Source organism: Photobacterium kishitanii (assembly GCF_003026355.1).
GTDB classification, from domain to species: Bacteria; Pseudomonadota; Gammaproteobacteria; order Enterobacterales; family Vibrionaceae; genus Photobacterium; species Photobacterium kishitanii.
In genome coordinates this window covers 148,222-174,157 of sequence record NZ_PYON01000002.1, presented here as the reverse complement: position 1 = coordinate 174,157, position 25,936 = coordinate 148,222, and the positions used below count along the sequence as shown (strand labels likewise).

General features: G+C 37.0%; 19 protein-coding genes and 7 tRNA genes. 7 read left to right on the top strand and 19 right to left on the bottom strand.

Annotation, left to right across the window (positions count from 1 at the left end):
• Positions 1-9: 9 nt before the first annotated feature.
• The 3 genes from ygjK to dbpA form a co-directional block, all read right to left on the bottom strand.
• Positions 10-2,640 carry an alpha-glucosidase gene (gene ygjK / locus C0W29_RS02980; RefSeq protein WP_045045085.1) on the bottom strand — a complete coding sequence of 877 codons (2,631 nt, stop codon included), beginning with the start codon at positions 2,638-2,640 and terminating at the stop codon, positions 10-12.
• A gap of 577 nt (positions 2,641-3,217) precedes the next feature.
• Positions 3,218-5,008: a cation:proton antiporter gene (locus C0W29_RS02975; RefSeq protein WP_045045086.1), complete on the bottom strand. Its 1,791-nt coding sequence runs from the start codon at positions 5,006-5,008 to the stop codon at positions 3,218-3,220.
• 284 nt (positions 5,009-5,292) lie between these two features.
• Positions 5,293-6,678 carry an ATP-dependent RNA helicase DbpA gene (gene dbpA, locus C0W29_RS02970; RefSeq protein WP_036791964.1) on the bottom strand — a complete coding sequence of 462 codons (1,386 nt, stop codon included), beginning with the start codon at positions 6,676-6,678 and terminating at the stop codon, positions 5,293-5,295.
• Positions 6,679-6,894: 216 nt separating this feature from the next.
• Between dbpA and C0W29_RS21935 the strand changes: the two genes are divergently transcribed.
• From C0W29_RS21935 to C0W29_RS02955, 3 genes are all read left to right on the top strand, one after another.
• Positions 6,895-7,578: a prepilin-type N-terminal cleavage/methylation domain-containing protein gene (locus C0W29_RS21935; RefSeq protein WP_052671650.1), complete on the top strand. Its 684-nt coding sequence runs from the start codon at positions 6,895-6,897 to the stop codon at positions 7,576-7,578.
• Between the two features lie 138 nt (positions 7,579-7,716).
• On the top strand, positions 7,717-8,697 hold the full coding sequence (gene trhO / locus C0W29_RS02960) for an oxygen-dependent tRNA uridine(34) hydroxylase TrhO (protein WP_045042209.1): 981 nt from the start codon (positions 7,717-7,719) through the stop codon (positions 8,695-8,697).
• Between the two features lie 170 nt (positions 8,698-8,867).
• The gene (locus tag C0W29_RS02955) at positions 8,868-9,185 is read left to right on the top strand and encodes a hypothetical protein (protein ID WP_045042210.1); all 318 of its coding nucleotides are present in this window, start codon (positions 8,868-8,870) and stop codon (positions 9,183-9,185) included.
• Positions 9,186-9,387: 202 nt separating this feature from the next.
• On the opposite strand, the gene C0W29_RS02950 is transcribed toward C0W29_RS02955, so the two are convergent.
• Positions 9,388-10,413: a zinc-binding alcohol dehydrogenase family protein gene (locus C0W29_RS02950; RefSeq protein WP_045042211.1), complete on the bottom strand. Its 1,026-nt coding sequence runs from the start codon at positions 10,411-10,413 to the stop codon at positions 9,388-9,390.
• A 319-nt stretch (positions 10,414-10,732) separates the two neighbouring features.
• Between C0W29_RS02950 and C0W29_RS02945 the strand changes: the two genes are divergently transcribed.
• Entirely contained in the window at positions 10,733-11,509 is a 777-nt protein-coding gene (locus C0W29_RS02945) for a glycine betaine ABC transporter substrate-binding protein (protein ID WP_045045087.1), read from the top strand.
• A gap of 139 nt (positions 11,510-11,648) precedes the next feature.
• Here the strand turns inward: C0W29_RS02945 and C0W29_RS02940 are convergent, their stop codons facing one another.
• The 12 genes from C0W29_RS02940 to C0W29_RS02885 form a co-directional block, all read right to left on the bottom strand.
• A complete protein-coding gene (locus tag C0W29_RS02940; RefSeq protein WP_045042213.1) occupies positions 11,649-12,584 on the bottom strand; it encodes a LysR family transcriptional regulator in 936 nt (311 codons plus the stop codon).
• A gap of 268 nt (positions 12,585-12,852) precedes the next feature.
• Positions 12,853-14,040 (bottom strand): MFS transporter, encoded by a 1,188-nt coding sequence (locus tag C0W29_RS02935; protein ID WP_045045088.1) that lies wholly within the window; start codon positions 14,038-14,040, stop codon positions 12,853-12,855.
• A gap of 300 nt (positions 14,041-14,340) precedes the next feature.
• A complete protein-coding gene (locus tag C0W29_RS02930; protein WP_045042214.1) occupies positions 14,341-16,065 on the bottom strand; it encodes a class I SAM-dependent methyltransferase in 1,725 nt (574 codons plus the stop codon).
• Between the two features lie 140 nt (positions 16,066-16,205).
• Complete coding sequence (locus tag C0W29_RS02925) at positions 16,206-16,868, bottom strand: EAL domain-containing protein (RefSeq protein ID WP_045045089.1); 663 nt, start codon at positions 16,866-16,868, stop codon at positions 16,206-16,208.
• Positions 16,869-17,145: 277 nt separating this feature from the next.
• Positions 17,146-17,799 (bottom strand): inorganic diphosphatase, encoded by a 654-nt coding sequence (locus tag C0W29_RS02920; protein WP_045045090.1) that lies wholly within the window; start codon positions 17,797-17,799, stop codon positions 17,146-17,148.
• A gap of 258 nt (positions 17,800-18,057) precedes the next feature.
• Positions 18,058-18,148, bottom strand: a tRNA-Asn gene (locus C0W29_RS02915).
• 291 nt (positions 18,149-18,439) lie between these two features.
• Positions 18,440-18,530, bottom strand: a tRNA-Asn gene (locus C0W29_RS02910).
• 100 nt (positions 18,531-18,630) lie between these two features.
• Positions 18,631-18,706: transfer RNA gene (locus C0W29_RS02905), tRNA-Asn, on the bottom strand.
• A 6-nt stretch (positions 18,707-18,712) separates the two neighbouring features.
• Positions 18,713-18,787 (bottom strand) — tRNA-Gly (locus C0W29_RS02900).
• A 19-nt stretch (positions 18,788-18,806) separates the two neighbouring features.
• A tRNA-Tyr gene (locus tag C0W29_RS02895) sits at positions 18,807-18,891 on the bottom strand.
• A 9-nt stretch (positions 18,892-18,900) separates the two neighbouring features.
• Positions 18,901-18,976, bottom strand: a tRNA-Thr gene (locus tag C0W29_RS02890).
• 47 nt (positions 18,977-19,023) lie between these two features.
• A tRNA-Ser gene (locus C0W29_RS02885) sits at positions 19,024-19,114 on the bottom strand.
• A 542-nt stretch (positions 19,115-19,656) separates the two neighbouring features.
• Between C0W29_RS02885 and C0W29_RS02880 the strand changes: the two genes are divergently transcribed.
• Positions 19,657-20,679 carry an acyltransferase family protein gene (locus C0W29_RS02880; RefSeq protein ID WP_052671713.1) on the top strand — a complete coding sequence of 341 codons (1,023 nt, stop codon included), beginning with the start codon at positions 19,657-19,659 and terminating at the stop codon, positions 20,677-20,679.
• Positions 20,680-20,898: 219 nt separating this feature from the next.
• The gene (locus tag C0W29_RS02875) at positions 20,899-21,144 is read left to right on the top strand and encodes a Rho-binding antiterminator (RefSeq protein WP_036791908.1); all 246 of its coding nucleotides are present in this window, start codon (positions 20,899-20,901) and stop codon (positions 21,142-21,144) included.
• 120 nt (positions 21,145-21,264) lie between these two features.
• Here C0W29_RS02875 and C0W29_RS02870 read toward each other — a convergent pair whose 3' ends face one another.
• A complete protein-coding gene (locus C0W29_RS02870; protein ID WP_036791905.1) occupies positions 21,265-21,444 on the bottom strand; it encodes a hypothetical protein in 180 nt (59 codons plus the stop codon).
• A gap of 652 nt (positions 21,445-22,096) precedes the next feature.
• On the opposite strand from C0W29_RS02870, the gene C0W29_RS02865 reads away from it, so the two are divergent.
• Complete coding sequence (locus C0W29_RS02865) at positions 22,097-23,263, top strand: MFS transporter (RefSeq protein ID WP_045043733.1); 1,167 nt, start codon at positions 22,097-22,099, stop codon at positions 23,261-23,263.
• Positions 23,264-23,293: 30 nt separating this feature from the next.
• On the opposite strand, the gene C0W29_RS02860 is transcribed toward C0W29_RS02865, so the two are convergent.
• Positions 23,294-24,379, bottom strand: coding sequence for a linear amide C-N hydrolase (locus C0W29_RS02860; protein ID WP_045045619.1), 1,086 nt, complete (start codon positions 24,377-24,379; stop codon positions 23,294-23,296).
• 140 nt (positions 24,380-24,519) lie between these two features.
• Positions 24,520-25,878 carry an NCS2 family permease gene (locus C0W29_RS02855; protein WP_045043731.1) on the bottom strand — a complete coding sequence of 453 codons (1,359 nt, stop codon included), beginning with the start codon at positions 25,876-25,878 and terminating at the stop codon, positions 24,520-24,522.
• Positions 25,879-25,936: the final 58 nt, after the last annotated feature.

Below are 25,936 nucleotides of genomic sequence, written 5' to 3'. Positions count from 1 at the left end.
GTACTAACGCTATTTTAGAAAATCATTGTAAAGCATGTATAGATGCGCTGAACTCCATGAGAAGTTATTAGCACCTTGTACTGCGCCTGTTTCTGGGTTGTAGTTTTCTTGAATTGGGCGATCAAGGGTTAAGCCTTCGGCATTTTTAAATAGCTTATTAACCATCTCATTGGCTTCTTTAGTATAGCCATAGTCAGCCATCCCTTTAACACCAAAGTAGAACTGATCAACCCACACTCGACCACGCCAGTAGATATCTGCACCATATGCTGGATTATCTGCTGAAGCAGTACCCAACGGTACTGTGGTATTAAATTTCGCAGGGTCCATCATATTCTCAACCACTGCCGCAGCGGTAATACGATTGGCTGCGCCATTAAACAGCGGTGACCAACCTTCAGCACCCATACCACGTTCAACAATCGGATTACCTGCACAGCCATTATTTAATGAACGCGCTTGATTAGCATCGATATTAATGTCGTAGTAGAAACCTGTTTCGCGGTCAAACATACATTGATTGATATAATCTTTAGTTTCTGCCGCTTTCTCAGTAAAGGCTGCTGCTTCTTGATCATGACCTAATACCGTCGCAATTTGTGCTAAGTATTTATTATCACTGTACCAATATGATGCTTGGTCAACAGATTCTTGCATCAATGAATAACCGATAACCTCGCCAGAAGCATCTTTGTTCTCACTGAATTTAACCTGCCAATCTTTCTTAGCCAGATTCAGTAATTTATTATTATCTGGGGTTTCGTCAGTATATTTTACAACTGACTTTCCTTCGTCATTAATTGTAATGATTACATCATTCTTAAACTCATACTTATCTTTTGCATAGCGGCCAAGCTGATCAATTTCCTTTGCTTGCTCAGAAGTAAGATCGGTTAAGCCTTGCGCATCAGCAATAGTATCAATAAAACCAAATACTGCCGCATCATCACGTCCAGATTCCCACGATGCAGCGGTTTGTGCAGGACTACTGATATCAACATAATTGCCAGAGTCTAATAACGCATTATACTTTTCAATCCCATAATCAACTCGCCATTCGGTATCACCTTCCAGCTTATACTTATAAATAAGCTGACCATCTTTAGTATGTTCTGGATCAACTGCCGCACCATACTCAGGAATACCATTTTGGTTAGTATCACGTGCAGTTAACCACCAGTTATGATATTCCACCAGCTGAGGGTACATTTCTTGTAGCCAAGCTTGAGCATCATCAGCGCGGTTATATTTATCTTTAAGGGTTGTGTAAACTTCCCACACAGCCCATGATGCCAGAGACGGTTTAGTGTTACGCTCATTCCATGTTTGAGCATCATTAAACTCTGTTAAACCAAGCGCATCTCCTCGCTGCTTAGACATGTTCATGCCAACCACATCAAGTAAATAGCCCTTATCGTATGGACGTAACACGTCATCAGTTTTGACTTGATGCTCAAATACGGTGCGAATGTTTGCCATTGCTAAATCTGGATTAAAATGCGCCATTGCATACGCTTGTTTCCACGTATCCCACGGCCAAGTTAAGTTACCAGAGAACCAACGTGCAGTTACAGATGGCGTCACCGTATCATAGCTCACCATACCAGCGGGACTACGCCAGTTACCGGTTAAGGTTTCTATCGCTTTAACTGCTACACGTTCTTGTTCTGGTGTTGCCTTTTTATTAACGAGGCCATTCGTTAGGTAATTTTCCCAACGTGTTGTGCTCGCGTTCATGTAATGGATTGGGTTAGCCAAAATATCATTAACAACAGACTGTTCTTTTTTCCACTCATCTGCGGTTAGCGTATGACTAAAAACGGTATAGATAGTTTTAGAAGCAGCACCGATATTGGCGATTGATTGATACTCTAAACCATTCACATGCGTATCAGTGATGATACTACGTTGAATATTGAATGCAGAATCACCACGAGTACGTACCCACCATGAATCACGCTCTTCACCAAATTTAAGGTCAATATTACCGTTTTTATCACCTGTCATATCACGCGTTAAATTCGGTAGCTTTTCAGCAACAGTTTCAGAGCTTGCAACACCATCTTTAGCATAATAACCATCAACTAATTTACCATCCCAAACCAATTCTAGGTTTGCGCCAGTATCATTAGTAATAATGGTTTCAACAACCGATGAACGCGAAGAAACAAACTGTAACTTCATTTCAACTTTAATACCGTCAGCAACCATGGTTTGAATTAACGCGCCAGGAATACTGTATGCATTCGCTGTAAAACTAACAGGCTGGCCATCTTTTAAAATCGAAAGCTTATCAAAATACTCTGCAACCGAAGTGTTATATTCTTCAGCAATAGCAGTAACACCAAAGCCACCTTTGTTTTGAGGATATTTGGCTAAATCTGGTAGTAAGTGGCCATGCCATGCACCATCATCATGCAATGGTGTATAAGCCATATGATTGCCAGCACTCACTTCTGCTAAGTGTTGAGGTGTGCCGGTGCGATCAAGAATATTTTGAAATTTTACTGCAAGTTGTGGCTTTTTCTTCTCTTCCGTAGTGGAATTAGTGTTATCACTATTACACCCTGCCGTAAACATTAACGAGCCAATGGCTGCTGCTAATAAGGTCTTCTTTGCCAACGTCTGTTGCTTGATCATTTAAAATCCCCTGAGATTTAATGATGAGCCGTATCTTATTATTATTTGTACAGCTACTTTGTGTTTAGTCAGAATACTGCCAAGTACTCTGTGATTGCGGAGGATAATAAAGGTAAAAAAAACAACTAAAATAGAGGTAAATCACGTTTATTCTTTTACTAAAATCAGAGGGTAAACGACAACAGAAACATTTAGAAACATTTTCAACCAAATAACGGCGATATATATGAAGGAATATCACACCTTTAAAATAGCCCCCATAAGGAATAGAAAATACAGTTATTAATAATCTTATAAAATAAGACCATCATTACTATTTATAATAAAAGTCAATGTGACATTAATTCAAGGAATAGATCATTAAATAAAAAATAGTGCGACTTACTATCCAAAAATAACATCAGCGTTTAAAAACCACCTCTCTGTAACATTTGTAACTGTTTTCAATGGCTAACGTAACATCTAACAAGCTAGATTTTTAATAAAACCGTGAACTTCATCACTCTCTATTTAGGATAAAAAAAAGCACCATTAACGGTGCTTTTAAATTTCAATCATTATTAGTCAATAATTAACGTTAATCTGCTTCTTTTACTAAAGCGATAATCGTCCAACCAGCTTTGGCTTCCACGGTTGAAGCAACTGTAAATAGGTGAATGTTTTGCTTTAGATCAACTGCAAATAAAGGAATAAGTGGCATCCCTTTATATTGTTGATAATAATCATCAATAGTAAAACTATCACTTAACCTAGTATGCTTAATTTCAGCCCCTTGGTTAATTAAACTCGCTAATTTTTTATAACTAATATCATCCCCAAAAAGTACCGCACCACTATGAGCTTGAGTCGCTGAGTGCTTTTCTAAGCCACTATTATGGCGACGACCATTTAAGCGAAAAATATTACGCTGACCAAAATCAGTTTCATAATGATTAGTAACAACAGCATTAAAATGTTTATCTGGCGTTAGTGCTAATAAATGCCCAACACCGATCAGATCTAAATACTCATCGGCATGGCTAGAAACCGCATTGCCATAATAGGTTTCTAAACCCGCCATTCGAGCAGCACGAATATAATCCCAGTTAGAATCGGTCATCATAACGCGACAATCATATTTTTTAAGGGCTAAACCAATTTGTCGTGCCACATCATTAGCACCGACAACCAAAAATCCTTTCGGTGATGGTTCAGCAACACCTAGTAATCGCGCTATTGGACGAGCAGTTAAACTCTGCAACACTACCGTACCGATAATTACCATAAAGGTCAGTGGCACTAATAGTTGTGCCCCAGCAACACCATCATCGATTAGTTTAAGCGCAAATAATGCTGAAATTGCCGCGGCAACAATACCTCTTGGTGCAACCCATGCTAAGAATAACTTTTCCTTAAACGCTAATTGACTAAACATTGTCGATATGAAGATAGAAGCAGGTCTTGCGACTAACTGAATAACAACAAATAATGTAATTGCACCCCAGCCTAACGCATGGAAATCTGCCAATTGGATACGGGATGCTAAAATTAAAAATAATCCTGAAATTAACAAAATCGTCAGATTTTCTTTAAAATGAAGAATATGGCGAATATCAACATCTTTGGCATTCGCAAGCCACATTCCCATCACCGTTACCGCTAATAATCCAGCTTCTGATTCAAGCGCATTAGCCCCAGCAAACACGCCAAGCACAACGGCTAAAACAGCAAACGGTTGTAAATACTCTGGGATTAAATGCTTACGCAAAACATAAGCAATTAGCCCCCCAGCAATAGCGCCAATAACTAATCCCACCAATAGCATTAAACCGAACACTGCCAAACTGTGCATTTTGCTGCTAGAAACAATAAACTCATACACGATCACGACAAATATAGCCCCAATCGGATCGATCAATATTCCTTCCCAGCGCAAAATGTTAGCAAGTTTAGCCTGTGGCCTGACGGTACGTAACAATGGCACTATCACTGTCGGGCCAGTCACAACAGTCATCGAGCCAAATAAGAACGCCAATGACCAACTGAAATCTAACAGATAATGTGTAGCAACACTGGTGATGATCCATGTGATAATCGCACCAATAGTGACGATACTTTTAACGTTTTTTCGAACCGTTTTTATTTCTGCAAAATTGAGGGTTAAGCTACCCTCAAACAAAATAACTGCTACCGCTAATGAGATCAGCGGAAACAATAAATCACCAAACAGAATATTAGGGTTAAATATGCCAGCCACAGGACCTATTACTAAGCCGGCAATAAGCAATAATAAAATCGCAGGTAATTTCATACGCCATGCAAGCCATTGACACCCAAGCCCCAACACGCCAAGGCCTGCAATCGTCAATCCAATCATTTCTTGATGCATAGATGGATACTCTTTTTAAATATAAGACAAGTAGCAATACGGTGTAATAACCTTAAATCATTAGCTTAACAATACTAATTTATATACGAAACAGCAGTACCAATCCCTAATGGTTACAATTAATTTACAATACTGTCATATTAGCCTTCTCAAATGCAACGCTAAAAATCGTTACTGAATACGGCAATTGTTGTAATCACATATTACAGTAACAAAAAAGCCGATGGTGTGCTTTTAAAGCACACCATCGGCATCATAGTATTTTATCTGCGTCTATGGATCGATTAACGCAATTGACGCGAACGGAAATTACGGCCTTTAATACGACCTTTTTCTAATTTCTGTAGTGCTTCACGTGCAACTTCACGTTTAACTGCAACATAAGCACAGTGGTCAAACACATTAATCTTACCAACCGCAGTACCTGCAATCCCTTGATCGCCAGTTAGCGCGCCTAAGATATCGCCAGGACGTACTTTTTGCTTCTTACCGCCATCGATCATTAATGTGATCATTTCTGGACGGAAAGTCGGTTGATCTAATAAATTTCCGGCAGGTAATGCTTCACCCTCAATTTCACGATCAAGATAATCTTCAAGTAATTTAACTTTATAGTGTTCTTTATCACTGAATAATGAACAAGCAACGCCTTTACTACCTGCACGGCCAGTACGACCAATACGGTGTACGTGGACTTCAGTATCACGTGCTAGATGGTAGTTAATCACCATATCAAGATTATCAATATCCAAACCACGAGCAGCAACATCTGTCGCAACCAAGATTGATTTACTCTTATTAGAGAACAATACTAAAGTACGATCACGTTCGCGTTGTTCTAAATCGCCATGGAGCGCAATAGAACTAAAGCCAAAGTCTTCTAAATCATCAGACATCTCTTGCGCTTCACGCTTAGTATTACAGAAAATCACACATGATTCAGGGCGGTGTTGATTCAGTAACAAACGTACCGCATCTAAGCGATCTTCATTACCACTTACCTTATAAAAATGCTGTGAGATACTGCTATTATCATGATTAGATTCGACTTTCACTTGTACTGGATTTTTCATGATACGTTTTGCAATAGAAGCAATTTGATCAGGGAACGTCGCACTAAATAGTAACGTTTGGCGATCACTTGGTGCGGCATCAATAATCGTATCTAATGAATCTTGAAAACCCATTTCTAGCATACGGTCAGCTTCATCAAGCACTAACGTATTCAATTCATCAAGGCGTAAGAAACCTTTATGAACATGTTCTTCAATACGTCCAGGCGTACCAACAATAATATGCGCACCGTGTTCTAATGAACCAATTTGAGGTCCAAATGGCATACCGCCACACAAAGTCAGTACTTTAATGTTATGAATTGCGCGCGCTAAACGACGAATTTCTTTAGCAACTTGATCGGCTAATTCACGCGTTGGACACAATACTAATGTCTGTACGCGAAAACGTTTTACATTAAGGTTATTAAGTAATCCTAAGCCAAACGCTGCGGTTTTACCTGATCCCGTTTTACCTTGAGCAATAACATCCTTGCCATCAATAATAAGCGGAAGGCTCTGAGCTTGAATAGGTGTCATTGCTTCATAACCTAGTGAGTCTAGGTTGCTCAATAGATCAGAATGAAGATTTAGGGTAGAAAATGCCGTCTGACTCAAAATGATGTCCTGTAAACGTCAACATACCGCTATTACCATTAAAAAGAGGTATCGATATGTTGTTTAATATAAGGTTGCACGCTGTAATACATGCATAAGGGCTGCGACACTAACAGCTAATGGCTACGCTGACAATGCTACAAATCAACTGATCTATTTTAGCAAATTAAATTTATTTTTGAAAACCGTGTACGACCACACAACAACAGCATAATAATGCCTGTAAAGATTGACACCACTACCAGTAAAAAACAAAATCCATCACTTATACTCTTACCGCAAATATACACGCCTAAACTGAATATGAAAAAAAATGGATTTACTCTTATTGAGCTCATTGTAGTTATTATCATTCTCGGTATTTTAGCTGTTGTTGCTATGCCCCGTTTCCTTAACACCCAAAAAGATGCCAATAATGCCGCACTAAAAGGCCTCGAAGCCGCTGTAAATTCCGGACTTAAAATGGGCTATAGCAAAATGGCGATTGCTGGGCTCGAGCAACGTCGTTATGTATCAAATAAATCTAATGATTGTTTAGATATGACTTGCACGACGTTTAATCCCATGAGTAATTTACCATTTCCAGGTTGTAGCATGGGCAGTACTTCATCTTGCACCTTTAACTATGGGTATCCATCCCCAGAGGAATACTCACTACCATTATTAATAAGTAATCTTGATAGTAACGGCGATTTAGCGATTACACGTGCAACATTAGCAAATGGTGGACACGCCGTTAATATTACCTTTAAAAAATACACCAAAAAAGAAGCGATCACAGACTCAGAGGGGAACAACCAACAAAATACCGTCCTTGCTCGCGATAACTGTTTTATTACTTATGCGCCACCAACAACAGCTGGCGCAAATTACACGCTTAAATTAGTACCTTGTAAATAATTATCAAATGCCCCCCAAGTAAATAAACCGCTTTCAGGAAATATTTAATTCACCGCATATACCTGACTATTTTAGTCAGGTATACTTGTTTCCATAAATTTAATTGGCTATTACCCCCTATTAAAACAAGGAAATATCATGAATCAGTATGTTGTCTGTGCGCTGTATAAGTTTGTGGAACTTAAGCACTATCTTGAGTTACGTGAACCCATGCTCGCTCTAATGGAAAAACATCACATTCGTGGCACCTTACTCCTAGCAAGTGAAGGCATTAACGGCACTGTTGCAGCCGATCGTAACGGAATTGATACCTTGTTAGCGTGGTTAAATGCTGACGCTTCTCTCACTGGCATTGTTTGTAAAGAATCCCTCTCAAATTCTCAGCCTTTCAACCGCACCAAAGTAAAACTCAAAAAAGAAATCGTAACACTAGGCATTGAAGGTATTGATCCTCGCCATGTCGTAGGCACTTACGTCAAACCGACAGCGTGGAATGATCTTATTGCCGATCCAGAAGTATTGGTTGTAGATACTCGTAATGATTATGAAATCGAGGTCGGTACCTTTAAAGGCGCTATTAACCCCAATACCGAGACATTCACACAATTTCCTGATTACGTTAAAAACAATATGGATCCGGCTAAACATAAAAAAGTCGCGATGTTTTGTACTGGCGGTATTCGGTGTGAAAAATCTACTGCGTATATGAAGCAACAAGGCTTTGAAGAGGTCTATCATCTTGAAGGCGGCATTTTAAAATACCTCGAAGAAATCCCACAACAAGACAGCTTATGGCAAGGTGACTGTTATGTCTTTGATGGCCGAGTTGCGGTCAATCATCAATTAGAACAAGCCGATTATGATATTTGTAATGCGTGTCGATTACCCATTACTGAAGCTGATAAACAATCAGATTTATACGAGCAAGGCGTCAGTTGTGCTAAGTGCCATGGACAACATTCACCACAACAACTTGCACGCTTTCGTGAGCGTGAAAAACAAATATCTTTAGCCATCGCAAGAGGTGAACAACATATTGGTGCAGAAAGTACTCATCACCGACTAGCACGACGCGCAGAGAAACTCGCAAGGAAGAAAGATCAACGAAACCAAAACTAACCTTATTTAATGCAAGTTAAGTTCGCTTTGCGAATAATTGCACAACCTACGTTGCTGTGCGATCATAATATTACAGATTTAAAAACCTGTTGCTCACTATCACTCATCATTAACCATATTATTGATGAACTGGGCAACAATGATCCCTTTTATATCAGGAATTAATATTAATGAGTCAGCCAGAAAATGACCTCATCAAAGCAAGTGAAAGTGACTCAAGAAGTGAATTTAAAACACCACAGTTTCAAATAGCCCGACTACTTAGTATTACATTTAATGTGATATTAATTCTGGCGCAAATAAAGTTATTAAAAAATCACGATATAGATATAAAAACCTATGGTGTATTCATTTTTTGTAATATCAGTATCTTAGTCAATATTTTCGCACCAAAAATGACCAAGCTGACACTTAAACAAGTAACGAAATACAGTGCTATCCCTATGCTCACGAGTGTATTTTTATTTATTAGTCAGATATTTGCATAATCTACATCAAACAACCCATTAATCGCTTATAAATTAAGTTGTTAATGGGTTGTTGTTCATCTTTATTTAGTTTTTGACTATCGGATAGCAATCTACAAAATTAGTAAACTTCATCAATATCTTGTGTCGTCAAACTACAATAGCATTTAATTAAATATATCAATGAAATTAATCTATTAAGAGTATGATATTAAAATTTAAGTTAATATTTTATTGCAATCTTACCAATGGTTTTTCCCGTCTCGATTAAGCGATGTGCTTCTTTTAAAGTATTAATATTAAACCCCTCTAAAGTTGTTGTTAATGTTGACTTTAGGCGACCAGAATCCATTAAATTTGCTGCTTGGAATAGGATCTCATGCTGCTTTTGGATATCTTCTGTTTTAAATAATGAGCGAGTAAACATAAATTCCCAAATAAAACCGGCTGATTTTCCCTGAAGTGCCGAGAGATCAATCCCACCATCAAATTCAACAATAGAACTAATCATTCCTTGTGGCGCAATTAACTCTACCATCGAGTCCCAGTGACCCTTAGTATCTGCAAGATTAAAAATATAATCGACATATTGAATATCATGCTCACGAACAGATTCAACAAGACGGTAGTGATCAGCAACATAATCAGCTCCCATATCAATCACCCACTGTGTTGTTTCAGGGCGTGATGCGGTTGCAATAACCGTTAAGTTCGTTAATTGTTTTGCCAATTGAATAGCAATAGAACCAACGCCACCCGCACCACCAATCACAAGTAAGGTTTTCTTTTCCTCTGGACGAATACGTAAGCGATCAAAAAGTGCTTCCCAAGCTGTCAACGTTGCTAATGGCATTACCGCGGCAGATTCATCAGACAAACTTGCAGGAGCATGCGCTGCAATACGATAATCAACTGTTTGATACTCCGCATTAGCACCTTGATGAGTAATATCTCCCGCATAATAAACGCGATCACCGAGATCAAACCCAATAACATCACGCCCACAACCAACGACTTCACCCACAGCATCAAAGCCAACAACTCTAAGTTGCTCAAGCGCTTTATCTTTAGCACTACGTGTACGAACCTTCGCGTCAGCCGGATTAATTGAACTGGCTGTTATCTTGACGAGAATTTCGCTATCACCGATCGTTGGCAATGGGGCTATAACTTCAATCAGGCTATCGGTAGCTATTATTGGTAACGATTTTTTAAAGCCGATCATCTTCATTTCAGAGGGTAATGACATCTGAGGCAATCCTATTATTTTCGATATGGAAAGCCTGAGATTAATAAACATAGCTCAAATGAAAAATAGCGTGGGACTTGAATCATTATCAAATTAGATTTGATAATGATTTTAAAGATAAAACACCAGCTCCTGTTTCTTCACGAGTAGTTATCTAAATTAACGCGCGTTCAAAACAAAATAGTGAATATTTACGATGTCTTTAACTAGGTTAATTATCAAATAGAATTAGATAATTTATCAACCCTTATCCTGTTTAAAAAATTCATAATAGATTTAATATCATATTCATAACCAAATAAAACTAAACGAGTTTATTATGAATCACGCTATAACTATTGGTGTCACTGACCTTTCATTTCATCGTATTACGGCTTCTCTCGTTCGTCATACCCTGATTGACATGGGATTTGAAGTACAACGTATTTTTTCTCCGCATCAAGAAAATTTCGAAAAACTAACATCAGGCGAAATAGATATACTTTGTTCTGCATGGCTTCCGTCTAGCCATGGTATTTATAAAGCTAATGTTGAAGCTGTTCAGCCATTAATTGAGCTTGGCCTACATTATAAGCCCTATGCACTATGGGGAGTGCCTAACTATATTCCTAGTGAAGACGTTGCAGAGATTAGCGATCTATTAAAACCTCATGTCATTGAAAAAATGGCTAAAGATATCCAAGGAATTAACCCAGGAGCAGGTATTACTCGTTTTTCACTAAAAATGATGGAGCAATATGGATTAAATAGCGCTGGCTATCGCTTTCATACAGGAACAGAGGAAGATTGCTTTACTGCGTTTGAACAGACGGTTAGTAATAAACAGTGGCTCATCGTGCCGTTATGGAAACCTCAATTTCTTCACCATACATTTAAAATTAGAGCGCTTTCAGAACCCAAAGGGTTATTAGGTAGCATTGATAAAGCCGTTTTATTACTTCGCCAAGACCGCAAAAATCTATTCACTAAAAATCAACTGGCTAAATTAGATGCTTTACGATTTTCAAACGCAATCATTGCTGAATTAGATTATCAAGTATCCCGCGACGGACAAGATATCGATATCGTTACACGTAATTGGCTAAATCAACAATAATATTATATGCAATGCTTATAAATAAGTTATGAGCATTGTATCGTCGTAATTTCGTCATTTTTACAAAATATTATCTGCATAACAGTTAACCTAAAAAGTAAAATCTCTCGCTCTTTTTCCACTGACTTTCTATCAAAAATTACTTGAGCATATCTGCAGTTAAAATACCTTTATCAACTAAACGACTAAACACGTCTTTCGTCTGTGCTCTAAGGTAATCTCTTAGTAATCGAACCGTGGGCGTAATTGACTGTCGACTAGGACAGATTAACCACAACTCCGTTCCTATTGGCTGATAATCCGCCATAATACTAATAACATTATCATTCAGTAGATCTTTGGACATATCTAAGCTCGATTTAAGAGCAATCCCTAAACCAGCAACACACCAACGTCTTACTAAATCAGCATCGTCAGAAGCCCGATTCCCCTTAAGTTTTATTTTGTTCAAACTGCCATTGTTAGTGAATACCCACTCATCATGAATAAGTCTATCTAACTGGTATAACAGCGCATTATGATCACTAAGATCCTCAAGCGTCAACGGGGTTCCATGTTTGTCCAAATATTCAGGACTCGCACATAATACTCGCGGCACCGTACAAATTTTAAATCCATATACATTCGCTTCACTCGGCGAACCATAACGCAGCGCCATATCCACTGAGTCATGATAAAAATCAATATTACGATCACTAATACTCGCCCTAAGACTGACTTTAGGATGTTGTTCCAAAAAATCATCTAGCCAAGGTATTACTATATTCCTACCCAGATCGGACGAAAGTGCGATTCTAATTTCACCATCAATAATACCTAAATCTTCACGAACATTTTGTTTGGCACTTTTCAGTATTAACATTGCTTGCTCACACTGCGGTATATAGTGCTCCCCAGCAGGAGACAAACGTAACTGTCTGGTTGTTCGAATGAATAGCTCTACCCCGAGTGAAGCCTCTACACGTTTAACAGCAGCACTTGCTGTCGCTATTCTCATATCTAAATGGGTTGCTGCAAGTGTAATACTACGAAACTCTGCAACCTTTAATATAACCTCAAGATCTTGAAGTAACACGTTAGTAATCCACCTCTAATACGTAAATTAATATAGCCACATGATATCGTTACTTATAGCTAACTGATCTTCGAAAAACGCTAAATAAAAGATTTTTTCAATAACAAGATAAAAAGACAACGGCTATCATCTTTTAATAAGTACAAACATTTACTTATCAAGATATCAGCAGTTGTCTTATCATTATGACGGAAATAATAGCTCGATTAATGCTTAAGTAACCATCGTCATTAATTAAAGCCCGTACAAGTAACTATTTCTAATATTGTTAGCTTATTGTATCCAATACCGCTCGCCCCTGCTGAGTTTCTCGGCGGTTGATAGTTGCAATCAGTATTACCCCAAAAACAGGAATAATTGCAGCGGCAAATGGGATCATTCCAGCCCCCAGTTGACTATCAAGTACTATACCACCAAGGAAGCCACCAAATGCATTGGCTAAGTTAAACGCTGAGATATTCGCTGTTGCTGCCAGTTCTTGGCCTTCACCACCATGATTCATAACTCGAAGTTGCATTGCTGGTACATTTGCAAAAGATGCAATACCAAATATAAAAGCAGCAATTACAAATAAAATCTTATTATCAACCACTAAGCCCACAGCAATAAGTGAAAGGATCATTGCAATAGCCCAGAAAATAGATGCTTTATTTAAGTTTTTATCAGAAGAACGACCACCAAGAATATTACCAATAATCAACCCAACTCCAACCACAACAAGAAGCCAAGTAATAGCACCAGCACTATAACCCGTAATATGCATCGCAATAGGCGCAATATAACCATACAACGCCATAAAACCAGACCATGAAAGAGCAGTGATCGCTAAGCTTATTAATAGCAACGGATTTTTGAATGCCATTAATTGCGCTTTACTGTCTTTTGCCTCGCTATGACCCGCCGCTTTGATAAACATTAGAATAGAAAACATTGCTAACGTACCTAATACAGCAACACTAATGAATGTACTATGCCAGCCAAACTGTAAACTGATCCATGTGCCAGCAGGAACCCCAAGTACATTAGCCAGCGTTAAACCAGCAAACATTTGCCCAACAGCGCGCCCAGCCATTTTTTCAGCAACAAGGTTAGTCGCCACAACGGCACCGATACCATAAAATGGACCTTGAGTAAGACCAGCGATAACCCGACTAACTAAGAGTAAGTGATAATTTGGTGCAAAAGCTGATAATAGATTTCCGATAATAAAAAGCGCCATCAATCCACTTAATACTGCTTTTTTATTAAATCGAGTCAAATAGATCGTTAATATTGGCCCACCAATAACGATTGCTAATGCGTAAGCACTAATTAAATAACCAGCTTGACCTTCTGTAATTGATAATGATGTTGCTAACTGCGGCAGAATACCTGCAATCACAAATTCTGCAGTGCCAATTGCGAATGCTGCAAGTGTTAATATCCACACCTGAAATGGCATTTTATCTTGTTTCATTATTTCGTTACCCTGACTCATTTTTGTCTCTACTTGTTATTTCGCCTTAATCGTTCTCATTATATTTATTTAATATATTTTAAATAATTAGGCATAACATGAATTCATTATTTATAAAAAATGAACAATAGAGGTGAAATATTATCGGTCTGGAAACGTATGTGGGTATTGGAAACTAGCTGATAGTTATAATCTAAAAATAGCAATAGAGCCTTATACTAAATAATAAAGTCTCTATTACTGAACATCATTAATCTTCACAACAAAGATAAAAAGTTTAAATATACTTTTATTAACCAACTACCACTCACCAACAAGTAAACGACTTTTGACACCATAAATTTGAAGTCCCATGGACTGAAAAACATCATCAAAATTACGGCACGTTAGCGGTAAATGAGGTAATGATAATATGGCTTCATCAAAAAAACGATTTTGCTCAGTCTCAGTTTGCCATGCTATTTGCCACCAATTTACAATCCGTTCGCGAGATTCATTCAAACGACGTTTAGTAGGTACGCGAGCACGCTTGTTATTATTTTCAATTTTACTCGCTGGCAATAAATTCCATTTATCATTATTCGGCCAATAAGCAAAAGGTAAGCAATGATCGACTTGATAATCGGCTTGTAAACGTTTACCACTCCAAACACTCTCTAATTCATAGCCTGCTTGCTGTAAATGCGTGATTTTTCCTCTAACATCACGAGTATCATGGCTTTCATCAATCCATTTTAAGCAGTCATAGTAGGTTTGTAACTGAATACCACGATCTTCATTACACTTATAACGCCGCATCTCAGCTATCCACTGGTTAACGACCAATGGCTCTATCCAACTGCTATAGAGCCGTAAACATTCCCACAAACTCTCATCTAAAATGAAGTGCCCAAAGCTTGTTAATGTCTCAAGATCTAAGACCAAGGTAGGCGTTGAGCGCAACGTCTGCCGTTCTATTTGAAATAAAGTATTCGATTTATTTCCTTGATAAATAAAGGTCACAGGCCCATTTTGAATGGTTGTTAATGTGTCGCGAATAGCCGTTTGTAATGCTTTAGCTTCATCGCCTATAAAAATAGCACCAATAGCTAAGTCATCTGCTGTAAGATGTTTTAATTTATTCCAACCTGCATCTTTAACAAAGCCTAAGCCTTTTTTCGACGCATTACTTTGCTGGATACCAAAGCCGTTAATGTCGATATCAATAAGACGTTTAAATTGTCGAATCCAATATAAACCGACTAACCCAAGCGGCAATTTAACTTTATTATTTTTTCGCTCGAGCACAGCTCCAGGGTGCGCATCAGCAATGCGTAACAAAGTGCGCAGCAACGCCAGTTTATAAGTTGCCGATTTAGCATCATTAACAATAATCTGCCGTATTTTTATTAAGTCACCTGTACCATCGTCAGGTAATTGCATTACAACAGTTTGCCACTGTACACTACTACGGCCTAATTCATCGGTATCTAGTGATGATATTGCATTCACTTGTAAGGCATGTTTTTTCGCTAGTTGTTCGAGTTCTTCTACACTCACCGCATAAGCCACTCGAGCATCATTAAAATCACCATGCCGAAGAGAAATGACAAGCCGGCCACTCGGTGCTAATAAATTAGCTAACTTTCTAAAACAACGTTCCCGAAATTTAGGCGCAATATGCATCCATATCGCCGAGAGCAATATACAATCAAATCGAATTCCTAGCTCAGTGATACTATTTAACTCGGGTAATTTATCATCCAACCATGTGATTTTATCAAAGCAGTCTTGCGTATAACGTTGACCAAATTCGCGCAATGCCGCTGCTGGCTCAATAGCATAAACATCACACTGATGCTGCGCAAACCAAAGTGCATCTCGTCCAGTTCCTGCACCTACATCTAATACTTTCGCAACGTCACTTCCTGAAGTCAGTGGCCAATATGCTCGCCAACTTTGATGAACTTGCTCAAAAGTAAGTGATTGGTATTGCTCAGTTAGAAATCCAGCATTTTGGTGATAAAAATCAATGGTTTTTGACATGATGAATAACCTAAAAAAACATAGATTTATCATACGCTAAAAGGAGGGTAATACTACTTAATGATAAACTCGATATAGAAGATGATACAGCATATGTAATCGTTTATAACTTTGATAACAGATACATATCTTTTTTGAAATTAGCTATCTAACAGCTGTGGCTTAGAAAAATAAAAACCTTGGAAATACTCGATACCAACAGACCGTAACATCTCAAATATTTCTTTATTTTCGACACCTTCAGCAAGAATTTTAAAATTAAAGCTATTAATAAATTCAAATAATATTTTCATTGATGGCAGAAGGGATGGACAATCTTTGATATCGTCAATTAATTTTTTATCGAGTTTTATAAAATTTATATTTCTAAGGTTTATCAATCGACGAATAGATGCATAATCACTTCCAAAATCATCAACACTGACACTAATACCAATAGAGTTTAATAGCTCAATGTTTTTATTACATATATTATAATCAGTAATATTACCGTTTTCTAAAATTTCAAACTCTATTTTCAAATTAAACTCATCAACAATACATAAGTTTATTTTATTTAATTCAATATCTGTAGACATAAACTTAGCACTAACATTAATAGATATTGATTTACTCCCAATATCTATTAATGTTAACTTCGATAAACTATCAATTACACTATTTATTATAAAATAATCAAAATCATTATTACCACTATTTTCTTTAATCAAATAATCAGGAAATATAACGTCCCCATTACTCACTTCTCTTAATAATGCTTCATACCCAAATAACTTTTCATTATGATATTTAGGTTGGTACATGAAAAATATATCATTGCACATATTTTATCTTCATTATTTATAATAAAACACAAATATAGATTGAATTACATACTACCTATAATGAATATATTTTTAGTATATAATTACTCATGGTGTTTTTATATTAAATAATTATTAATACTGCATTAAAAACGACTGAATCATGTATTATTTTATAGCTTAAAATACTTCTTCTATCTCAACATTTAAACCAATAAAAAGTTACTACTCAGAGCAACTTTAAATTAATCACATAAAACAATATTAAGAATCTATTCTAATTATAATGTTTAATTGCTTTATCAAGTACGTCTAATGCTTCTTGTTTAGATATTAAACCTTGAATATCAACCTTTGCATCAGGGCCTTTATAATTAGAGAACCATGTTTCAATAATCGTTAATACCCCAGGAAAGTGTTGTTGCATTTCTTTTATTGAGTTAATTTTTTTAAATGGAGATTGCTCTGTAATTGGAACGGCCAGTAATTTATCATCTTGCTCGCCATTATCTAACATTTTTAAACCACCAATTAAGCGCACTTGTACAATGCTTCCCTGTACCATTGCAGAGCCAAGCACTAACACATCTAATGGGTCACCATCACCACCTAAAGATTTTGGTAATGCCGTATTTGGAATCGTGCCATAGTTACTTGGATAGCCAAGGTAATGAACAATACGCGGCTGCCCATTTTTAAATTCCCAATTGATTATAGAGCCATCAACTTTGCTTACTTCCCATTTCTCATTACTTCCTGTCGGAATTTCAATGATGGCATTAATAGTGCCATTTTGATTTTTAGCTGGAGTTGCAGCAAGATAATTTTGATCGGCTTTTATTGTATAGGTATCAATTTTTGAAAAATTTGGTATAGCAAATGCTGACGTACAATTTATTAGTAGGCTAATAAGGAAAAGGTGCTTTTTCATAGTTAATTACATATTTATAAAACAAGGTAACCTATCTTCTTGTCATTCAATGAAAATAATATGACTAAATTATGACGTTTTGAAGTATACCGAATTTAAGATCTACTCGAGGCTCTGATCACTCCAATTAAAGAAGCACCAACTGAACGAAGAGGGAATTATATAGTGATCGATGAACCACTATTTAAGGATTAACACCCTACTGTTACCAAATTTTAGACATAAAAAAGCCCGCAATTACTTGTGGGCTTTTCTATTTGGCTCCCTCTACTGGACTTGAACCAGTGACATGTGAATTAACCGTCCGCTAATCTTTCCAATAAAGAAGCACCAACTGAACTAAGAGGGAATTGTCTAGTGATGATGAACCACTATTTAAGGATTAGCACCCTACTTTCACCAAATTTTAGACGTAAAAAAGCCCGCAATTGCTTGCGGGCTTCTCTATTTGACTCCCTCTACTGGAGTTGAGCCAATGATATGTGAATTAACCGTCCGCTAATCTTTCCAATAAAGAAGCACCAACTGAACTAAGAGGGAATTGCCTAGTGATGATGAACCACTATTTAAGGATTAACACCCTACTGTTACCAAATTTTAGACGTAAAAAAGCCCGCAATTACTTGCGGGCTTTTCTATTTGGCTCCCTCTACTGGACTTGAACCAGTGACATACGGATTAACCGTCCGCTAATCTTCCCAATAAAGAAGCACCAACTGAACTAAGAGGGAATTATCTAGTGATGATGAACCACTATTTAAGGATTAACACCCTACTGTTACCAAATTTTAGACGTAAAAAAGCCCGCAATTACTTACGGGCTTCTTTATTTGGCTCCCTCTACTGGACTTGAACCAGTGACATACGGATTAACAGTCCGGCGTTCTACCAACTGAACTAAGAGGGAATTGTTTGGAGCAGGTAGCGGGAATCGAACCCGCATCTCAAGCTTGGAAGGCTGGAGTAATAGCCATTATACGATACCTGCGATGTATCTTTACAAATTATGGTGGTGGGAGAAGGATTCGAACCTTCGAAGGCAGTGCCGGCAGATTTACAATCTGCTCCCTTTGGCCACTCGGGAATCCCACCGAAATTTAATGGTGCCGACTACCGGAGTCGAACTGGTGACCTACTGATTACAAGTCAGTTGCTCTACCTACTGAGCTAAGTCGGCACACTAATTTCTTTTTTATTGCCAAGTCGAAACTCAACAATTAAATTTGGCGGAGAGATAGGGATTTGAACCCTAGATACGCTATAAACGTATGCCGGTTTTCAAGACCGGTGCTTTCAACCACTCAGCCATCTCTCCGTAACTGCGGTGAATATTATAGTTATCAGCGGTAACTGTAAAGCAAAAAAACACAAAAAAGTTCCAACCAGCCACTTTTTGAGCGCAATATTTAAAATAGATGAAAACACGAGCAATGATAGATTGCCTTCCATGTCACAATATAAATGTAGGTGATAATTATGGTTGCTTCGAGTAAGCAAAATTAGCTAATTATATGATTTCCAGTAACACTATTATCAAAATACCAAACTTAATAAATTCAAATCATTATCATAGTGTTAGTCAACATTCTTAAAACGCGATTCCTCCCTCTGAATGTTTAATCCTAGTCATTTATGATTTTTTATCTTTATTAACGACAATAAAAACAAACAAAGGCAATAATGATTATTTAGACTCAGAACTGTATTCACAAAGAAAATGATAAAATTATTTATATAACTTATAGTTATGGTTTTAAGTGTATTTCACAAATAATAATTGTGCTTTGGTTGTCTTTATATTGGCTAGTGTTAACATATTTTAAAAATTTCTATCCACTAAATATAAAGAGATTTACTGTGTACCTATCGATACAATATCTACGCGCCTTAGCTGCAATTATGGTGGTTATTGCCCACTCAAGCCATAAGGCAACAATTTATAACATTGACCTTCTGAGCTCATTTAAAATTGGCGGTAGTGGTGTCGATCTATTCTTCATTATATCTGGCTTTATCATGTGCTTAACTGTAGATAGAAATCGACAGTCTTTTACTTCATTTATGAAAGCTCGAGTAGTAAGAATCGCACCTTTATATTGGATTTTAACCTGCGTCGCATTAACTATTTATCTAATCAATCCAGATTTAGTCAATTCATCATCAACGCGGCCTACATCTATATTTTCTTCTTTTACTTTAATACCTAATGGAAACCCTTATTTAATTAATAATGCGTGGACATTAAGCTATGAATTTTTCTTCTATTTAGTCTTTGCTTTCTTTTTATTCTCTAAAAATAATCAAAAGTTATTTACATCTATTACTTTAATTATTCTTGTAATAATAGGTCTAGTATTCCCACCAGTAGATCCAAAATGGGTGCTAAAACCAACCACATTTATTACAAACCCAGTACTAATAGAATTTGTAATGGGAATTGTTGCATATAAGATTATAACTAATAAAATGCTTTCAACTAAAACAGCTATCATTACTACACTGATAGCAATAGCAATAATGATAACAAATAATTTCTATAGTTCACTTTGGATCCATACCTTAGGACATATTATTGTTTATGGCATTCCAATGTTTCTATTATTTATTGGCTTTGTTTCTTTAGAATCCAAAATACCAAAGATTAACCTCTTATATCAATTAGGCATGTCATCATATGCATTATACCTAGTACATCCATTTATTATTACTGGTGTTACTATCGTAATGCGTAAGCTTGGTATTATTAATATTGGACCGCTTTATGTTATAGCAATGATTATCGGTAGCGCCATCGCTGGTTTCCTATGTTATAAACTAATAGAAATGCCAATTGATCGCTTCTTAAAAGCAAAGATCAAAAAGCAACCTGCCACCGCGTAATAAAATAAAGAATGCAATTAAAGGGTCGTTTTCTACGACCCTTTTGCTATTGTTTATAGTATTACTCATAAATTAGATATCACGATGTTTTCATTTCTTGCAGGACTAATGGATTTTTTAGGTATGCTACTGACCTTTATACATAACCTATTAGATTTATTTCGCTAACTATTAGTATAATTACTTAATGATAGTTATCAATTCTATAAGGATAATCGCATGCTAAGTTGTCACCAACATGATTATATCGAAATAGCCTGTATGCATCATTTGAACATTAAGCTAACGTTAAATGATGGCAGCCATATTATAGGTATTGCACACGATACATTTTATAATAAGAACCGTGAAGAATGTATTATGTTATTGATTGAGCAACAGCAGCAGCCGGTAGTATTAAGTAATCTTTCATCAATGACTGCAATCACAAAAAATCCACACTTTACCACCATTGATTTTAAGTAATGAATTGATTAATAACAAATTTACATTGTAAATACTATTAACATACATTCTTAAAAAAATGGCGTTTCTATTTTTAGTTAATAGAAACGCCATTTCTAATTTTGGATACCATATAGGTAATTATGCAAATTTCATTTCCCCATGGTCATCAAGATAAAGCGCGGCTTTTGATTGACCAATCAGTTGGGCTGCATAAGATGGTGTAACGGCACGCAACTCACCTTTAGTAGATAAGAACGTTCCTTCCCACGCCTGATCTCGGTATGTGCCTGATTCTAAAATTTCAATAACAACTTTCATAGTTAACCCCAACGTTTAATAAATAATAAAATAATGACAAAACCCTAAGGTAACTCGTCTTTTTCTAAAATCTACCAGCATTAAATTAATTGTCATCCCATGTAAATTGCAACGTTAGATACACAAATAGAATGAATTAAAAATCACTATCATTAAAAATGCTAATTGAGGTTATATTCTCATTAACCATGAATATTTTTTCATTACAATTACGTAACAAAATAAAAATAAGCGACTGATTTTAAATAGTTTAAAAACGAAAGTGTCCTTGAATAGCAATTAAATGACGCTATTTTGTTATTTTGTCTATATTTCGACAGTTTTCAAGTTAATAAACTAACCTAGACAAAATGCAGATCTCGCAAAGCAAGTTTCCATTTTTGATCGTTACAATACACCAAATATGAATATTAAGGTCAATTAACAACCGCTTTGTTTAATAGCTAACAGACGTGAGTATTATATTGATCGCTATAATTTATCAACAACTGTCTATCACAGGCTTCTATAACAACACCTGAACAATTTGTAATAATTATTCTATTTTTGTAACCAAGATCTCACATGAGTTACATTTGTTACGCTATTAGTAGAAAAAAATACCCCTTATAACATAAAATAGATAAAAATAATTTATACGTGGAAGGGGTAAATGACTCGAATTACAGAGAATCATCTCAAATATACAAGTTATAATGGGGTCTTAGTTTCTCTTGGGCTTTTTTCTATCGGTACTGCTTTCTTAATGAGTATTTTACCGTTTACTTTTAAAAATTTTGGCTTTGACCAATCTTTTGCACGTGATCTCACCAGTATCTTTTACTTAGGTGTATTGTTGGGTGCGTTTGTAACAAAACCGATCGTTAATAAACTGCAATATAAAGGTGGGATTTTACTCTTTATCTTATTGTATATTGTAACCGTTGTTATTTTGGCTATTTATCCTCATATTTCCATTTGGCTAATATGTCGTTTTTTTGCTGGAATAGCTGTCGCAGGTATTTTTATTTCATGTGAGTCGTGGCTATTATTAGTCACACCAAAATCACAACAAGCAGCACGATTAGCAACGAATACAGCAGTACTTTGTTTAGGCCGTGCCGTTGGCCAAACAGGGATCAGCATAACGGGAACTGAAGGTTACGCTCCTTTCATTGCTATTGCAGCAATGATTACTTTCTCGCTAGTGCCTTTAATCATAATGTGTAAAACAGCACCAATAATAACCAGTACAACTAAAATTAGTTTAGATATTATTGGTCAGATTAATATTCAAGGTTTACTTGGCTGTTTAGCATCCGGGCTAATTTTAGGTTCACTATACGGTTTGATGCCATTAGAGCTCCATAATTGTGGTTATGACCAACACAAAACTAGCTATTTAATGGCCTGCATTATTATTGGCGGTATACTGACAAAACCGTTATCCAAAATCATTCAAATGAAACTAACAAAACCACAATCAATTGTATTATTTAGTATAATTGGTATTACTGCTATTTTAGGTTTTCAAATAACCGAAAATACGCCACTCCTAATTGTTTGCACAACGCTATTTGGCAGCGCTATTTTTGCCCTATATCCAATAGCCATTGCACAATCAACCCAATCCCTGACGGATGAGCTCTTATTTGCTAATGCCCAAATAATGTTTTTTGCATTTAGTATTGGCGCGGTGCTCAGTCCTTTATTTGCCCATCCATTTATGACAGTTCCACATGGGCTACTCGATTATTTCATTCTTATTTTTGTCGGTATTTCTGCTTATATGCTTATCCATAAAGCACCACCACCGACGCCAAAGGTACAATTAACCTAATAAAAAGCCAGCATTTACGCTGGCTTTTCTTTATTTAATAGTCACATTCTGATAACTAAATGTGCCATTGTCTAATGCTTGAATATGTTCTTGTTTAGCATTGAAATTAAGTGTTGCTAAGTCAACTCGACGAATAGTGCTGTTATACATAGTTTTGTAATACAATTCACCGTTATTCTGATCGATTACGGATGTCCACTGAGTGGCACTAGGTAAATCAGGGATATGCGCTTTATCGTTAAATTCACTCCCAATCGGAATATCAAAATTATTCAGAATATGAAATGCTTGTGATACTGCCTGCTGTGCTGTTTTTAATACTGGTGCGCTATTTACGTAAAATGCAGCTCGAACAAAGCGCGACGGTGGTGAAATATCCCCAGGTAAGCCAACAAAGTTAGAGCCAACCCCAAAAGATTGCGCAGCAACACCATTAATTTGCTGAGGCTTACTAATACCAGGATGCAAATTAATATAGTTATTAAGATTAGTTACCTGCCAATTATAATCAGGAGAATTTGTTAATACTTTAGCGGTGTTTTTATAGATATTGATCTTTCCGTGATCCATAATTTCAATGACGATGCTATTACCTTGCTTATCTGACACTCGCCAATGCGCAGTCGGCGATGGCTGGCCTTTTTCATCAAAATACACGGTGACGATCTTAATTTTACTTAATGCCGCCTCTACTTCAGCAATAGTAGAATATTGACTTAGCATCCAGCGTACAAAATCCATATCGGTAATATTATTTGCAGTATCTTTAGGATTATACGTTGCTAACGAGCCATAACCTCGAAAATAAAATAGCCCCGCAGTTAACCCTTTTTCATTAATCCCTTCCGCAATAAACTTATCATCGCTAACAGATATGCCAGCAAAACCATATTTACTCACCCACGTTAGCCCTGATTTATGATCGGGCATGGTTGAGGTATAAGAATAATCGCGTGGCACAATAACCAGTTTACTATTGAGATTACTGTGTCCCCACTCAATGGTACGCGCTTGAATATGATCATTGCCAGTGGTTGCTAATGTGATCCCCGTACAGGCATTGGCAGCTTGGCTAAATCCGATGGCAACAACCAACGCCAATAAGGTTTTTTTCATAAATAACAACTCCAAAATAAAGAGATCTGACAATAGTTTACGCTTGAGCATCTGAAAAAAACATATCTACATAATAATTTTGAACATAAAAAAACCCGCGTTAATTCGCGGGTTGATTATAAATAAATAGTCTTGTGAGCTTAAATAGCCCAGCCTCCGGCATAAAAGACAACTAGTGCTATTGCAATAATAACCGTACCGATATTGAGTCGTTTAAAGTCACCAGATACAACACGGCCAATCACTAAACTTACAAAACCGAGCATAATGCCAGTAACAATATTACCCGTTAAGACAATAAAGACCGCACATAACAACCCTGATAATGCATCAACAGAATCGTCCATATCCAGTTTACTAACATTACTTAACATCAATAAACCAACATACATTAATGCCGGAGCCGTCGCATAAGAAGGTACTAAATAACTTAACGGCGCTAAAAACAGCATTAATACAAATAACAGACCAACCGTAGTTGCTGTCAAACCCGTTTTACCACCAGCTGCCGTACCTGCCGCTGATTCAATATAAACAGCAGCAGGTGAGCCGCCCACTAAACCCGCAAAAATACTACTGACAGAATCGGCAGTTAATGCTTTACCGCCGCTAATAATATTACCGCGTTCAGTTAATAAGTTAGCTTGGCCAGCAACAGCTCGAATCGTACCAGTTGCATCAAAAATAGCCGTCATCACTAACGCTAATACTGTCGGTAAGATCACCGGGTTAAGCGCGCCCATAATATCAAGAGAACCTAATAATGAACCGTCACCACCGAATGTCGGTAATGCAAATAAACCATGATATTTCACATTAGGATCAAAAATTAACCCAAAGACTGAAATAGCGATAATCACTAATAAAATACCACCTGGTACGCGACGTTTCTCAAGGCCAATAATCGCCGCTAAACCAACTAGCGACATAATCACAGGCAATGATACGAAATCACCAAACGCAACAGGTAAGCCTGGTTGTGGATTTTTGATAACCAAACCAACGCCATTTGCGGCAATCAATAATAAAAAGAGACCAATACCAATACCGGTACCATGAGCAATACCCGTTGGCATGTTTCTCATGATCCAACCGCGAATACCGGTAACCGTAATAAAGGTAAACACTACCCCCATCAAGAACACCGCACCTAATGCAACAGGAATGCTTACCCCTTGACCAAGTACTAAACTAAATGCAGTAAAAGCCGTTAATGATATTGCACACCCGATAGCCATAGGTAAACGAGCCCATAGCCCCATCAACAGTGAACCAAATGCCGCCACTAAACAGGTCGCGATAAAGACTGCACTTTGATCAAACCCTGCCGAACCCAACATACTTGGTACAACAATTACCGAATATACCATTGCTAAAAAGGTGGTTAATCCGGCAATAATTTCCTGTTTAACGCTACTACCGCGCTCAGTGATTTGAAAATAACGGTCTAAACCACGTGTTGATTCACTTGGAGTATTATGTGTACTGTCAACAGACATGATGGCTTCCTATAATTGTCTGGTTTCAATCCGCTATCATTGGTCGTTAATCCTCATC

Bases quoted from the DNA above. Each gene is read 5' to 3' on its own strand.
- C0W29_RS02860 (WP_045045619.1), bottom strand. From the start codon at position 24,379: ATGAAAAAAACCTTATTGGCGTTGGTTGTTGCCATCGGATTTAGCCAA.
- C0W29_RS02955 (WP_045042210.1), top strand. From the start codon at position 8,868: ATGAGTCAGCCAGAAAATGACCTCATCAAAGCAAGTGAAAGTGACTCA.
- C0W29_RS02870 (WP_036791905.1), bottom strand. From the start codon at position 21,444: ATGAAAGTTGTTATTGAAATTTTAGAATCAGGCACATACCGAGATCAG.
- C0W29_RS02865 (WP_045043733.1), top strand. From the start codon at position 22,097: ATGACTCGAATTACAGAGAATCATCTCAAATATACAAGTTATAATGGG.
- C0W29_RS02930 (WP_045042214.1), bottom strand. From the start codon at position 16,065: ATGTCAAAAACCATTGATTTTTATCACCAAAATGCTGGATTTCTAACT.
- C0W29_RS02875 (WP_036791908.1), top strand. From the start codon at position 20,899: ATGCTAAGTTGTCACCAACATGATTATATCGAAATAGCCTGTATGCAT.
- C0W29_RS21935 (WP_052671650.1), top strand. From the start codon at position 6,895: ATGCCTGTAAAGATTGACACCACTACCAGTAAAAAACAAAATCCATCA.
- C0W29_RS02950 (WP_045042211.1), bottom strand. From the start codon at position 10,413: ATGTCATTACCCTCTGAAATGAAGATGATCGGCTTTAAAAAATCGTTA.
- C0W29_RS02920 (WP_045045090.1), bottom strand. From the start codon at position 17,799: ATGAAAAAGCACCTTTTCCTTATTAGCCTACTAATAAATTGTACGTCA.
- C0W29_RS02925 (WP_045045089.1), bottom strand. From the start codon at position 16,868: ATGTACCAACCTAAATATCATAATGAAAAGTTATTTGGGTATGAAGCA.
- C0W29_RS02945 (WP_045045087.1), top strand. From the start codon at position 10,733: ATGAATCACGCTATAACTATTGGTGTCACTGACCTTTCATTTCATCGT.
- C0W29_RS02935 (WP_045045088.1), bottom strand. From the start codon at position 14,040: ATGAAACAAGATAAAATGCCATTTCAGGTGTGGATATTAACACTTGCA.
- C0W29_RS02975 (WP_045045086.1), bottom strand. From the start codon at position 5,008: ATGCATCAAGAAATGATTGGATTGACGATTGCAGGCCTTGGCGTGTTG.
- C0W29_RS02855 (WP_045043731.1), bottom strand. From the start codon at position 25,878: ATGTCTGTTGACAGTACACATAATACTCCAAGTGAATCAACACGTGGT.
- trhO (WP_045042209.1), top strand. From the start codon at position 7,717: ATGAATCAGTATGTTGTCTGTGCGCTGTATAAGTTTGTGGAACTTAAG.
- ygjK (WP_045045085.1), bottom strand. From the start codon at position 2,640: ATGATCAAGCAACAGACGTTGGCAAAGAAGACCTTATTAGCAGCAGCC.